Source organism: Stutzerimonas kunmingensis, from assembly GCF_900114065.1.
Lineage (GTDB): Bacteria > Pseudomonadota > Gammaproteobacteria > Pseudomonadales > Pseudomonadaceae > Stutzerimonas > Stutzerimonas kunmingensis.
The window spans coordinates 1-13,638 of the sequence record NZ_FORS01000002.1 but is presented as its reverse complement, the minus strand read 5'-3'; the positions used below and the strand labels follow the sequence as shown (position 1 = coordinate 13,638).

Here is a 13,638-nt window from a genome sequence, read left to right as displayed (position 1 = left end):
GAATTCTCTCTCCCTCGATTAACCGTAGAAGCGCTGGCCGTTGGCAGCCATCTCGCGCAGCTTCGCGGTCGGGTGGTACAGCGGGCCCAGGTCGGCGTACTTGTCGGCCATCGCGACGAACTCGGCGACGCCGATCGAATCGATGTAGCGCAGCGCACCACCACGGAAGGGTGGGAAGCCAATGCCATAGATCAGGCCCATGTCGGCTTCGGCAGCGGTCTCGACGATGCCGTCTTCCAGGCAGCGCACGGTTTCCAGGCACAGCGGGATCATCATGTAGTTGATGATGTCCTCGTCGGACAGCTCGCGAGTCTCGGCAACGATCGGCTTGAGCAGCTCGTAGGCCTCGGCATCGACGACCTTCTTCGGCTTGCCCTTCTTGTCCATCTCGTAGGCGTAGAAGCCCTTGCCGTTCTTCTGGCCAAGACGGTTGGCCTCGTACATGACGTCGACAGCCGTGCGGGTGTCGTCCTTCATGCGATCCGGGAAGCCTTCAGCCATCACGTCACGGCCGTGGTGGCCGGTGTCCATGCCGACGACATCCATCAGATAAGCCGGGCCCATGGGCCAGCCGAACTTCTCCATCACCTTATCAGCGCGAACGAAGTCGACACCGTGGGCGATGGCGCGGGCGAAGCCGCCGAAGTACGGGAACAGCACGCGGTTGACCAGGAAGCCCGGGCAATCGTTGACCACGACCGGGCTCTTGCCCATCTTCTTGGCGTAGGCGACGGTGGTAGCAATAGCCACTTCGCTGGTCTTCTCGCCACGGATCACTTCCACCAGCGGCATCATGTGTACCGGGTTGAAGAAGTGCATGCCGCAGAAGTTTTCTGGACGCTTGAGCGCCTGGGCCAGGTAATTGATGGAGATCGTCGAGGTGTTGGAGGCGATGATCGCGTCTTCGCGAACGTGCCCTTCCACCTCGGCCAGCACGGCGTGCTTGACCTTCGGGTTCTCGACTACGGCCTCGACGACGATGTCGACATTACCGAAATCACCATACGACATGGTCGGGCGGATCGCGTTGAGCGCCTGAGCCATCTTGTCAGCGGTCAGACGACCTTTTTCAACACGCTTGCCGAGTAGCTTGGAGGCCTCGTCCAGCCCCATCTGGATACCCTCTTCGCGGATATCCTTCATCAGGATCGGCGTGCCCTTGACGGCCGACTGGTAGGCGATGCCGCCGCCCATGATGCCAGCGCCGAGTACGGCAGCCAGTTTCACGTCACGCGCCTGCTTGTCGTAGGCCTTGGCCTTCTTCTTCAGCTCCTGATCGCTGAGGAACAGGCCGACCAGGCTCTGTGCAACCGAGGTCTTGGCCAGTTTGACGAAGCCGGCGGCCTCGACTTCGATGGCCTTGTCACGGGTGAAGTTGGCGGCTTTCTGGATGGTCTTGATGGCTTCGACCGGGGCCGGATAGTTCGGGCCGGCCTGGCCAGCAACGAAGGCCTTGCTGGTTTCGAAAGCCATCATCTGCTCGATGGCGTTGAGCTTGAGCTTGTCCAGCTTCGGCTGACGCTTGGCCTTGTAGTCCAGCTCGCCGGAAATGGCGCGCTTGACCAGATCCAGTGCAGCGGCCTGCAGCTTCTCCGGAGCGACCACGGCATCGACTGCATGAACCTTGAGCGCGTCTTCGGCGCGGTTTTCCTTGCCGGATGCGATCCACTCGACGGCGTTATCCACACCGATCAGACGCGGCAGGCGTACGGTACCGCCGAAGCCCGGGTAGATGCCCAGCTTCACTTCCGGCAGACCGACCTTGGCGGCGGTGGACATGACGCGATAGTCGGCAGCCATGCACATCTCGAAACCGCCACCCAGGGCGATGCCGTTGATAGCGGCCACGGTGGGTACGCCCAGGTCTTCGAAATCGCTGAAGATCTTGTTCGCTTCGAGGTTGCCGGCGACCAGTTCCTCGTCGGCCATCTTGAAGTTGTCGACGAATTCGGTGATGTCGGCGCCGACGATGAATACGTCCTTGCCGCTGGTAACGATGACGCCTTTCACCGACGCGTCAGCCTTGATGGCATCGACGGCCTGGCGCAGATCGTTGAGAGTGAGGCGATTGAACTTGTTGACGGACTCACCCTTGAGGTCGAAATTCAATTCGACGATGCCGCTCTCAAGAGCCTTAACCGTGATGGCTTTACCTTCGTAAATCATCAACTGATCTCCAGGTATGGAAGCTGAACGTTACGTGTCTCACGTCTTCGGCCCTTACTCGACCGCGCCTTGCAGCGAACGACACCCACCGACACGATAATCCGGGTGATCGGCATCTGCTCTGGCAAACGCTCGATTCATACGCCCGTTTGATTTGGGTCGGCACACCTTCGGGGAAAAGCTCCGCATTGTCAATCAGCTGGTTTGCCTAAGCGAAAGCCACCTGCAAGCAGACATTTCGCGACCACCCGGTCATCATCGACAACGCCGATTCGCCGCCATTCACCGCGCCGATCCTTGCCGTGCACCGGTCACCGACCGACGCCACGTTTGTCTGTTGAATCCTAGCCGTAGCCGAGCAGGTACACTGCCGCATCTCGCTCTATGCCATCACCGGCCTTAGCGGCCGCGAAACGAATCCGGAGTTACTGCATGTCCAATGCCCCCATCGCCCGCGCCGACACCGGCACCGATCCCTATCGCTGGCTGGAGAATCGCGACGCCGACGACGTGCTGGCATACCTCAAGGCGGAGAATGCCTATCTCGAAGAACAGCTCGCCGACCAGTCCGAACTGCGCGAGACGCTGTTCCAGGAAATCAAGGGCCGCATCCGCGAAACCGACCTGTCCCTGCCGTCGCCTTGGGGACCGTGGCTGTATTACCAGCGCACCACCGCTGGCGACGAATACCCGCGGCACTATCGCTGCCCACGCCCGGTCGATGGCTCGCTCACCGTTGACGAGGACGCCGAACAGCTGCTGCTCGACCCCAACGAGCTGGCCGAAGGCGGCTTCCTCTCCCTGGGCGCGTTCAGCGTCAGTCAGGACCACAGCAAGCTCGCCTACAGCCTCGATCGCGAAGGCGACGAGATCTACCGACTGTTCGTCAAGGATCTCGCCAGCGGCGACGTGACCGCCCTGCCCTTCGACGATTGCGACGGCAGCATGACCTGGGCCAACGACAGCCAGACGCTGTTCTACGGTGAACTGGACGACACCCACCGCCCGCACAAGATTTACCGCCATCGCCTTGGCGATACGAACAGCAGCGAGGTTTATCACGACCCGGACGGGCGCTTCTTCGTGCATTGCTACCGCACCAGCTCCGAGCGCCAGCTGGTCATCCTTTCCCACAGCAAGACCACCAGCGAAGCCTGGGTGCTGTCGGCGGACGAGCCGGAAGGTCAATGGACGTGCCTGGCACCACGCCAGGAAGACCACGAGTACTTTCCCGATCATGGCCTTCACGAAGGTCAGTGGAGCTGGCTGATCCGCAGCAATCAGGCTGGCATCAACTTCGCGCTCTATCACGCCAGCGAGGCGCAGCCCGAGCGGGAGCACTGGCAGGAACTGGTTGCCCATGACGACACGGTGATGCTCGAGGACGTCAGCCTCAACGCCGAGGCGATCACCCTGACCCTGCGCGAAGGCGGCCTGCCGGTTATCGAGGTGCGGCCACAGGGCGTGCAGCCCTATCGCCTGCAGCTGCCAGATGCGGCCTACAGCCTGCACGTGCAGAATTCGCTGGAGTTCACCAGCACGGTGATCCGCCTGCGCTATGAAGCGCTCAACCGCCCGGCGCAAGTCCGTCAGCTGACGCTGGCCGACGGCACGCAGGAAGTGCTCAAGGAAACGCCGGTGGAAGGCCCCTTCGATGCGGACGCCTATGAAAGTCGACGCATCTGGGCGACCGCCCAGGACGGCACGCAGATACCCATCAGCCTGGTCGGCCGCCGCGACAGCTTCGGCAAGCCGGCTCCGCTCTATCTCTACGGTTACGGCGCCTATGGGCACAGCCTCGATCCGTGGTTCTCCCATGCGCGCCTGTCGCTGCTCGACCGCGGTTTCGTCTTCGCAATCGCCCATGTGCGCGGCGGCGGCGATCTCGGCGAAGCCTGGTATCGCGCCGGCAAGCTGGAACACAAGCCGAACACCTTCAGCGACTTCATCGCCAGCGCCGAGCAGCTGTTGGCCGATGGCTACACCACCTCAGAGCGCCTGGCCATCAGCGGCGGCAGCGCCGGCGGCCTGCTGATCGGCGCAGTGCTGAACATGCGCCCTGAGCTGTTCGGTGCGGCCGTCGCCGAGGTGCCTTTCGTCGACGTGCTCAATACCATGCTCAACGCCGACCTGCCGCTGACCGTGACCGAATACGACGAGTGGGGCGACCCGAATCGACCGGAGGTGCATGAGCGGATCAAGGCCTACGCGCCCTACGAAAACATCCGCGCCCAGGCCTACCCCGCGCTGCTCGCGGTGGCCGGCTACAACGACAGCCGCGTGCAGTACTGGGAAGCCGCCAAGTGGGTCGCCAAGCTGCGCGCCACCCGCACCGACGACAACCTGCTGCTGCTCAAGACCGAATTCGGCGCCGGGCACGGTGGCATGAGCGGTCGCTACCAGGCGCTCAAGGACGTGGCGCTGGAGTACGCCTTCGTGCTCAAGGTGTTCGGCATGGCCGGTTAGCACGCTCTCGCGTGCAGCCTGTCTGGTTGCGCGAGACATTCATCCTCGGGGCCGACCGTGAAGCACGGCTGCCCCGCGCCGATGTCGGCCGCGAAGTTCGCCCGTCGCATTTTCACGATTCGCGGTCAAGACCGCTCCCACACGTTGGTGAGCCCTGCTCCCCCTGCATCCGTTTGGCTTCCCACAACAGCCACTTCACCGGCGTTGCCGCCAGATGCCGACCTGCGGCACCGAACAGCCTGCGCCGGCGAGAGTCATTCATTGAGAATGTCCTCGTCGGAGCCACCCAATGAACAACAATTCTTCGAACCACCAGAATCAGAACGTCCACGGCTGGGAACGCGCCATGTCCCTGGCCGGCGGGCTGTATTTCCTTGCCAAGGGCCTCAGCCGCGGCGGCCTGGGCGGACTGCTGCAGCTGGGTATCGGCGGCCTGGCACTATCCCGTGGCGTAACCGGGCACTGCGAAGCCAAGCGCGTGTTCAATGAAATCAACGAACAGGCCGGCATGGCCGAAGGCCGCTCGCACCACATGCCGTTCGAACGCTCGGAAAAAGATAGTCAACAACTGCAGGCCAATGCCGCGGCAGCCACCAACGGCACCACCGTAACCGGCAATGACAGCCTGAAAAGCCCGCCTGCCGGCGTCTGATCCCCGCCCATACAAGCGGGGAACATCGAGCCCGGCGAGTCGTGGCATTGCCGCCGGGCACAGGCTCATTGGTAAAGGCGACTGGCTGCGGGACTACGCTCCGGTCGCCCTCGCCTTCAGCGCTTCTTCACCGCCTCATGAGCCTCGATCAGCTGATCGACCACACCAGGATCGGCCAGGGTCGAGGTATCGCCCAGCGCGTCATAGTCGTCCGTGGCGATCTTGCGCAGCAGCCGGCGCATGATCTTGCCGGAACGCGTCTTCGGCAGCCCAGGGGCCCACTGAATCACATCCGGCACGGCGATCGGCCCGATCTCCTTGCGCACCCACTGCTGCAGCTCCTGGCGCAGCGCGTCCGTGGGCGGCACGCCGCTGACCAAGGTCACATACACGTAGATCGCCTGCCCCTTCAGCGCATGCGGAACGCCCACCGCTGCCGCTTCGGCCACCTTGGCATGGGCGACCATGGCGCTTTCTATCTCCGCAGTGCCCATGCGGTGCCCGGACACGTTGAGCACGTCATCGACCCTTCCGGTGATCCAGTAATAGCCATCCTCGTCGCGGCGCGCGCCATCACCGGTGAAGTACATGCCGCGGAAGGTCTTGAAGTAGGTGTCGACGAAGCGGTCGTGGTCCTTGTAGATGGTGCGCATCTGTCCAGGCCAGGAGTCGAGGATCACCAGATTGCCCTCGGCAGGGCCTTCGAGCAGGTTGCCGAGGTTGTCCACCAACCCCGGCACCACACCGAACAGCGGGCGCGTGGCGGAGCCCGGCTTGAGTGCGGTCGCCCCTGGCAGCGGGCTGATCAGGATGCCGCCGGTCTCGGTCTGCCACCAGGTATCGACGATGGGGCAGCGCGATTGGCCGACAGTTTCGTAATACCAGTGCCACGCCTCGGGATTGATCGGTTCGCCCACCGTGCCGAGCAGACGCAGGCTGGAGCCATCGGCCCCCTCCACCGCCGCGCCCCCCTCGGCCATCATGGCGCGGATCGCCGTGGGCGCCGTGTAAAGGATGTTCACCTTGTGCTTGTCGATGATCCGGGCGATGCGGGTAACGTCTGGATGATTCGGCACGCCTTCGTACATCAGCGTCGTCACGCCGTTGGCCAGCGGACCATAGATCAGGTAGCTGTGCCCGGTGATCCAGCCGATATCGGCCGTGCACCAATAGACCTCCCCGGGGCGGTAGTCGAACACCCGCTCATGGGTCAGTGCGGCATAGAGCAGATAGCCGCCGCAGGTATGCAGAACGCCCTTCGGCTTGCCCGTGGAGCCGGAGGTATAAAGGATGAACAGCGGCTCCTCGGCCCCCATTTCCTTCGGCGCGCAGACCTCACCGGCCACGCGCATCAGGTCGTCGTAGCAGATGTCGCGATGCGAGTGCCAGCGGATGTCCGCACCCGTGCGGCGCACGACGATGATCTTCTTCACACAGCTGGTCTGGGGATTGGTCAGCGCCTCGTCGACGTTCTCCTTGAGCGGCACGGGTTTGCCGCCGCGAATGCCTTCGTCGGCGGTGATCACGATCTTCGACTGGCCATCGATGATGCGCCCGGCCAGTGCTTCCGGGGAGAAGCCACCGAACACCACCGAGTGGATCGTGCCGATACGCGCACAGGCCAGCATCGCCACCGCGGCCTCGGGAATCATCGGCATGTAGATGGTCACCACGTCACCGCGGTGCACATCCTGCCCGCGCAGCGCATTGGCGAACTTGCTGACTTCCTGGTGCAGCTCGCGGTAGGTGATCTCGCGGTGTTCGGAAGGATCATCGCCCTCCCAGATGATTGCCAGCTGATCGCCGCGCTCGGCCAGGTGCCGATCCAGGCAGTTGGCCGAGACGTTGAGCGTGCCATCGGCGAACCATTTGATATCCACATGGTGATCGTCGAAGGAGGTGCGCTTGACCTCGGTGAAAGGCCGGATCCAGTTCAGCCGCGCCGCCTGTTCACGCCAGAAGCCCTCGGGATTGATCACCGACTGCTGGTACATGGCCTTGTAGCTGGCTTCGTTGGTCAGTGATTGAGCGGCCACCTCGGGCCGAACCGGATATACGGACGCAGCGCTCATGGCAGTTCCTCGTCTGTCTTGTTGGTATGCAGAACCCTGTCCAGCAGGCGAACCCAATGACCAACCCAGCGCCTGTCAGACGGTGCACTCCAGCCAAGCACGCCACCCTTGGCGTATCGGCTTTGCTCAAGCATAGACCTCGCCTCACCGCATGGCGTGTGCACTACCGCCATTTGCCAGAGCTTTCGCGTAGCTGAATGCTTCAGTCCCGAGACCAGCGAACGCGTTTTGCAGGCAAAAAAAAGCGGCCTCAAGGGCCGCTCGTTCAACCATCCGGTTGGAATACACACTTGTCCGATCACGCAGATAGACGCCGCCATTCTGTGCAGCCAGCGCCGTGGCCGAAACTGCACATTGGTCTAACAGACCATTGGCGGGCTTGCCTCAGGGCGCAGAGTTGGCTGCGCGCGCGGCCTCGATCAGGTCCTTGCCGATATCGGCTTCGAACTTCTTCCACGCCGGCTGCACCGCGTCACGCCACTTGGCGCGTTGCTCGTCGGTCAGCACCAGAATCTCGCTCTTGCCCGAATCGATCACACCCTGCTTGGCCTTCTCGTTCAGCGCTTCGGCCTGGCGATTCACCTCTGCGGTGACCTCATCGATGATCGCCTCCAGCTCGCCGCGCACCTCTGCCGGCAGGCCGGTCCAGAACTTGGTGTTGGTGATCAGCAGGTAGTTGCCAATGCCGTGACCGGACTCGGTGATGTACTTCTGCACCTCGTGGTACTTCTGGCTGTAGATGTTCGACCAGGGATTGTCCTGGGCATTGACCACGCCGGTCTGCAAGCCCTGGTAGATCTCGGCGAAGGCCATCTTGCGCGGCACCGCCCGCAGCGCGGTGTACTGGGCGGCCTGCAGGTCCGAGGGCTGTACGCGGAATTTCAGCCCGCGGGCGTCGGCCGGCTCGCGCAGCGGCTTGTTGGCAGTGAAGTGGCGCATGCCGTTGAGCCAGTAGGCAAGGCCGGTGATGCCCTTGTCCTCCATGGATTTGAGCATGGCGCGGCCCTTGTCCGACTGCTGGAAGCGCTGCGCCGCGGCCATGTCGTCGAACAGGAACATCAGGTCGAACAGCCGCAGCTGCTTGGTGTACTGCTCGAGCTTCGACGGTGCCGGCGCCAGCAGCTGCACCTCGTTCATCAGCAGCGCTTCCATCTCCTTGCCGTCGCCATACAGCGAAGAGTTGGCGAACACCTGCACTTCTACCTGGCCGGGCAGGCGCTCTTCCACGAGCTTCTTGAACATCAGCGCGCCCTGGCCCTTCGGCGTGCTGTCGGCGGTGATGTGGGAGAACTTGATCAGGATCGGATCGGCCTGGGCGCCGAGGACGCTAAACAGCGCCGAAGCGGCGAGCAGACGGGTGATGCCACGGGTGAGTCGTGCCATGGAGAGCTCCGTTTTGTAGTTGTGTGAGCCATGCAGCTGGTCCGACTCTACCCCGCTGCCCCTCGGGCTGAATTGCTAATTGGCCAAGCGCGACTTCGCGTTTGGCGAAGGCCGTGGCGCGATGGCGCCGCCGAACGGCTTCGTTCAAACCTGGCCTTCGCGAAGCGTGAGGTGTTCGAGCATCTGCCGGGCAGTCACCGACAGGCTTTCCAGATTGCGCACGCCGAGCTTCAGTTCGCGCCGCGCCCAGACATCGGTCAGCGGCACCATGGCCACGTCCAGCGCCGGCAGGTAGTTGCGCACCACCTGCTCGGGCAGCACGCCGATGCCCATGCCGGTGTGGATCATCCGGCAGATCGCCTCGAAGCTGCGCACCTGGATGCGCAGGCGCAGCGGCGTGCCCATCTGCTGTGCCGACTGCTGCAGCAGGGCATGCAGCGAAGCGTCCTGCTGCAGGCCAATGAAGTCGAAGCCTGCCGCCTCGCGCAGCGCAATGCGTTCGCGGCCGGCCAGCGGATGCTCGCGTGGCGTCACCAGCACCAGCCGATCCTCGCGGTAGGGAAACACCTGCAGGTCCCCGGCCGGCATGTGCCCGGCGAAGATGCCGATATCGGTCAGCCCCTCGCGCAGGGCGCGCAGGGTGTCACTGCTGACGCGCTCCTCCAGGTCGATCTTCACTTCCGGATGCTGGCGGGCAAAGGCGCTCAGGTCTTCGGGCAGGAACTCGATCACCGCCGAGGTGTTGGCGTGGATGCGCACATGGCCCTTCACGCCCTGGCTGAACTCGCTGAGGTCAGCGTCCAGCTGCTGCAGGTTGTCCAGCAGGTTGCGCGCGTGGTGCAGCAGCGCGTGGCCGGCCGGCGTCAACTCGACGCCCTTGGGCTGGCGATAGAGCAGGCTGACGCCGAGCTGCCCTTCCAGATCGCTGACGCGCTTGCTCACCGCTGCCAGCGCCAGATGCTCGCGCTCGGCGGCGCGGGTCAGGCTACGGGTCTCGGCGATGGCGACGAACAGCCGAACGGTGACGAAATCGATGCGGCGCATGGGCAAGCTTCCGTATTCGCGGGTGACGAAGCATGCGCCGCTCAAGCCGAGTTTTTCAAAGCGCCTTTCGTCTTAGCCTTCGTTAGGCGCGAAACCTCACTTGGCCAACGGCCAATTGTCCGCTGCCGATGCGTCGGTCATGCTCGGCACCATGAATCAACCGGCACAGGTGTCGTGATGAGCGAACAGACAGACAAGAACCTGCCGCTGCAGGGCCTCAAGGTGATCGAGATGGGCCAGCTGATCGCCGGCCCTTTCGCCAGCAAGCTGCTCGGCGAATTCGGCGCCGATGTGATCAAGATCGAGCCGCCCAAGGTCGGCGACCCGTTGCGCAAGTGGCGCAAGCTCAAGGACGGCACCTCGCTCTGGTGGCATGTGCAATCGCGCAACAAGCGCTCGGTGACGCTGGATCTCAAGGCCGCGGAAGGCCAGGAAATCGTCCGCCGGCTGGTGGCCGAAGCCGACATTCTGGTGGAGAACTTCCGCCCCGGCACGCTGGAAGAATGGGGCCTGGGCTGGGATGAGCTGTCGAAGCTGAACCCTCGGCTGATCATGCTGCGCATCTCCGGCTACGGACAGACCGGGCCCTATCGCGACCTGCCTGGCTTCGGTGTGATCGGCGAAGCCATGGGTGGCCTGCGCCACCTGTCCGGCTATCCGGGCCAGCCGCCGGTGCGGGTTGGCGTCAGCATTGGCGATTCGCTGTCCTCGCTGTATGGGGTAATCGGCGTGTTGCTCGCCCTGCAGGAGCGCAACCGTAGCGGCCAGGGCCAGGAGATCGACGTGGCGCTGTACGAGTCGGTGTTCGCCATGATGGAAAGCCTCGTGCCCGAATACGACGCCTTCGGCTACGTACGCGAGCCGGCTGGCAGTGCCCTGCCCGGCATCACGCCGTCCAATTCCTATCTGTGCAACGACGGCGCTTACGTCCTGATCGCTGGCAATGGCGACAGCATCTACAAGCGCCTGATGATCCTGATGGGCCGCCAGGACCTCGCCGATAATCCGCGCTTCGCCCACAACGACGGCCGCGCCCAGCACGCCGAGCTGATCGATGCCGCCATTGGCGAATGGACCATCCAGCACAGCCGCGACGAGGTGATCGAAGCACTCAAGGGCGCCCGCGTGCCGGCCGGTTATCCCTACACCGCCGCCGATATCGTCAAGGACCCGCACTACCTGGCGCGGCAGATGATCGAGCAGGTGCAGACCTTTGCCGGCCCGCTCAAGGTACCGGGCGTGCTGCCCAAGCTGTCGCGCACGCCGGGGCGCATCGGCGAAGGCGGCCCGCAACTGGGCGAGCACACCGACGATGTGCTGGCCGGCCTCGGCCTCACCGATGAACAACGCCAGGGCCTGCGCGAACGCGGGATCATCTGAACGCCACGCAGGGTGGACAAGGCGAAGCTTGTCCACCAGCCAGCAAGCCACAACGGTGGATGGGTAGAGCGTCATCCACCCTACGAAACCCCAGGACTCCCCATGAGCAAACGTCTGTATATCCAGGAAGTCGCCACCCGCGACGGCTTCCAGATCGAAGCGAACTTCGTGCCGACCGAAGCCAAGATCGCCCTGATCGACCGCCTCTCGCAAACCGGGCTGGCAAAGATCGAGGTCACCTCCTTTACCTCGCCCAAGGCCATCCCCAACCTGCGCGACGCCGAGGACGTGATGCGCGGCATCCGCCGTGCGGAGGGCGTCGAGTACACCGTGCTGGTGCCCAACGTGAAGGGCTGCGAGCGCGCGCTGGCCTGCGAGGTGGACGAGATCAACCTGGTGATGTCGGCCAGCGATACCCACGGCCTGGCCAACCTGCGCATGACGCCCGAACAGTCGCTGGTGCAGTTCCGCGAAATCATCGAAGTCACTCGCGGCAGTGGCGTGTTCATCAACGCCTCGCTATCGACCACCTTCGGCTGCCCCTTCGAGGGCGACGTGCCCGAGCGGCGCATCTATGAGCTGGTGCAACGCCTGCTGGAAACCGGCGTGCAGGGCATCACGCTCTGCGACACCACCGGCATGGCCGACCCGGCGCAGGTCGAGCGCATCTGCCGCGAAGTGCTGAACAGCTGGCCGCAGGCAGTATTCACCGCACACTTCCACAACACCCGCGGCATGGGCCTGGCCAACGCGCTGGCAGCGCTGAACGCCGGCATCGACCGCTTCGATGCCTCTCTCGGCGGACTCGGCGGCTGCCCTTACGCCCCTGGCGCCAGCGGCAATATCTGCACCGAAGATCTCGTGCATATGTTCCAGCGCATGGGCCTGAACACCGGCGTCGATTTCGACCGTCTGCTGCAATGCGCCGCCGACCTGCCCCAGCTGGTCGGCCACGACGTACCGGGAGCCGTGCTCAAGGCCGGGAAGGCCGATCGCCGTTACCCGAGACCGAAGTGGATGCAGGAAGCCGGCGTTTGAACGCGTGCGGAGCGCCTGTTGGACGGTGTGGCGCCATGAGAGCAGCGAGGCAGTCGGAACAGACAGATTCTGCTGCGGAACGTTGGAAATAACCTGCCGCCGGAATGCGGAGGCATGGAGGGCACCCAAAGCGCAGCTTTGGGTAGTCAGGTTGATCGAATGGTTAGGCCGCTGCACCGCTATGTTGGCCGCGGGCCTCTTCAAGACGTTTACGATTCAGCTCGATCTCGACCTGCCTATCGATTTCGTTGAATACATCCACCTCGAGTCTGTTTCTCGAGGTCTTTACTACCTTTCCGAGTAGTTCTCGAATCCACTTCATCTCATCCGAAATCTTGTGCAGAGCATCTGCACCGCCTAGGTGACTCACTCCTTCGTACTGTGCAAAGTCAATTTCGAATGTGTTCTGATATTTGTTGCCCTCAACATCTTCGAAGTCGATGACGATGTTGAGGTACGGTTCAAATATATTGCCGTCCAGTTCTTTGCCCAGATCGAGGAAACTGAAGACAAAGCTAGACATTGTTTGACCAATACCGATTGTCTCTATTCCTTTGCTGAACATCGAAAGCTTTAGGAACTTTTCTGTGACGGGATCGTTGTCAGGAGGCAGTGCTGCCCCCGACCGGTCCTTAAAGGCAAAGCGGACCTTCTTTGCTATGCCTTTACCGGAATTGGTGACTCTTGCATCTATGAAGTGGATCCCGACGGGGCTGCTATAAAGCTGAATTCCGATACTAGGCCGAATATTCTCGCGCTTCAGCTCTTCAAGTTGTCGAACCTGCGCCTCTCGCAAATACCAGGTTTCCTTTGCGAGTACGAATGTCAAGATTGCAATAGCGACAGTTGCAATTGCAGACAACCATGAAGAGATTGAGTCCGCGGTGAAGCTTGCGTTTCCTTGTAGGTGGTTGCCGACTACCAACCCAAGTATAAAGAGAAGTGGAGCAACAACGGCCATGCTGGTGATCAGCAAAGGCATCAACGAGCGGTCGTTTTGTGACGAAGGGGGCATATGCTTTTCCAAGCGATCTAACGATTAAGCTAAGGGGCCGGCTTCGCCGGCCTCAGCCAACTGAGTAAGCGCTTTGAGCGCATTTTCAGATGCCACTTTTCTCACGCTCAATTTTGATATGCGGGAGATTATTGTATTTGACTAGTCTCTCGTGTTCTCTCTTCACCAGTGGGTGTAACAGTTCGGAGATAAGCTTTTCAAGCTTTAAAGCTGCCTCGCTAGTCAAATTATGAATTGTTCCTGTTACTCCAGAAGCACACAAAATTTTGGCTTCAGAATTAGCTAGAGCATTAATAATTCCGTCGATATACCCATCAAGATATTCCTGGCGGTTGCAGGGGCTGAGTGCAACACGGTTATTGAATTGAAGCAGGCGCAGCATGATGCATTCCTACCACCTCTGTCATGACTTCAATCGGGCA

The 13,638-nt window shown here is 62.2% G+C and carries 10 protein-coding genes; 4 read left to right on the top strand and 6 right to left on the bottom strand.

Features of this window, described 5'->3' with window-relative positions:
• Positions 1-18: 18 nt before the first annotated feature.
• The gene (gene fadB / locus BM275_RS04565; protein ID WP_090519549.1) at positions 19-2,166 is read right to left on the bottom strand and encodes a fatty acid oxidation complex subunit alpha FadB; all 2,148 of its coding nucleotides are present in this window, start codon (positions 2,164-2,166) and stop codon (positions 19-21) included.
• Positions 2,167-2,598: 432 nt separating this feature from the next.
• Here fadB and BM275_RS04560 point away from each other — a divergent pair, with 432 nt between their 5' ends.
• Entirely contained in the window at positions 2,599-4,632 is a 2,034-nt protein-coding gene (locus BM275_RS04560) for a S9 family peptidase (RefSeq protein WP_090519547.1), read from the top strand.
• A gap of 289 nt (positions 4,633-4,921) precedes the next feature.
• Entirely contained in the window at positions 4,922-5,284 is a 363-nt protein-coding gene (locus tag BM275_RS04555; RefSeq protein WP_090519545.1) for a YgaP-like transmembrane domain, read from the top strand.
• 116 nt (positions 5,285-5,400) lie between these two features.
• Here the strand turns inward: BM275_RS04555 and acs are convergent, their stop codons facing one another.
• From acs to BM275_RS04540, 3 genes are all read right to left on the bottom strand, one after another.
• Positions 5,401-7,356 carry an acetate--CoA ligase gene (gene acs / locus BM275_RS04550; protein WP_090519543.1) on the bottom strand — a complete coding sequence of 652 codons (1,956 nt, stop codon included), beginning with the start codon at positions 7,354-7,356 and terminating at the stop codon, positions 5,401-5,403.
• Between the two features lie 384 nt (positions 7,357-7,740).
• The gene (locus BM275_RS04545) at positions 7,741-8,739 is read right to left on the bottom strand and encodes a DctP family TRAP transporter solute-binding subunit (RefSeq protein WP_090519542.1); all 999 of its coding nucleotides are present in this window, start codon (positions 8,737-8,739) and stop codon (positions 7,741-7,743) included.
• 144 nt (positions 8,740-8,883) lie between these two features.
• Complete coding sequence (locus BM275_RS04540) at positions 8,884-9,783, bottom strand: LysR family transcriptional regulator (protein ID WP_090519540.1); 900 nt, start codon at positions 9,781-9,783, stop codon at positions 8,884-8,886.
• Positions 9,784-9,960: 177 nt separating this feature from the next.
• Between BM275_RS04540 and BM275_RS04535 the strand changes: the two genes are divergently transcribed.
• Together BM275_RS04535 and BM275_RS04530 are read left to right on the top strand one after the other, a co-directional pair.
• Positions 9,961-11,163 carry a CaiB/BaiF CoA transferase family protein gene (locus BM275_RS04535; protein ID WP_090519537.1) on the top strand — a complete coding sequence of 401 codons (1,203 nt, stop codon included), beginning with the start codon at positions 9,961-9,963 and terminating at the stop codon, positions 11,161-11,163.
• Positions 11,164-11,265: 102 nt separating this feature from the next.
• On the top strand, positions 11,266-12,201 hold the full coding sequence (locus BM275_RS04530) for a hydroxymethylglutaryl-CoA lyase (RefSeq protein ID WP_090519535.1): 936 nt from the start codon (positions 11,266-11,268) through the stop codon (positions 12,199-12,201).
• A 163-nt stretch (positions 12,202-12,364) separates the two neighbouring features.
• On the opposite strand, the gene BM275_RS04525 is transcribed toward BM275_RS04530, so the two are convergent.
• Entirely contained in the window at positions 12,365-13,183 is an 819-nt protein-coding gene (locus BM275_RS04525) for a hypothetical protein (protein ID WP_139229568.1), read from the bottom strand.
• Positions 13,184-13,301: 118 nt separating this feature from the next.
• The gene (locus tag BM275_RS22035; RefSeq protein WP_139229567.1) at positions 13,302-13,598 is read right to left on the bottom strand and encodes a hypothetical protein; all 297 of its coding nucleotides are present in this window, start codon (positions 13,596-13,598) and stop codon (positions 13,302-13,304) included.
• Positions 13,599-13,638: the final 40 nt, after the last annotated feature.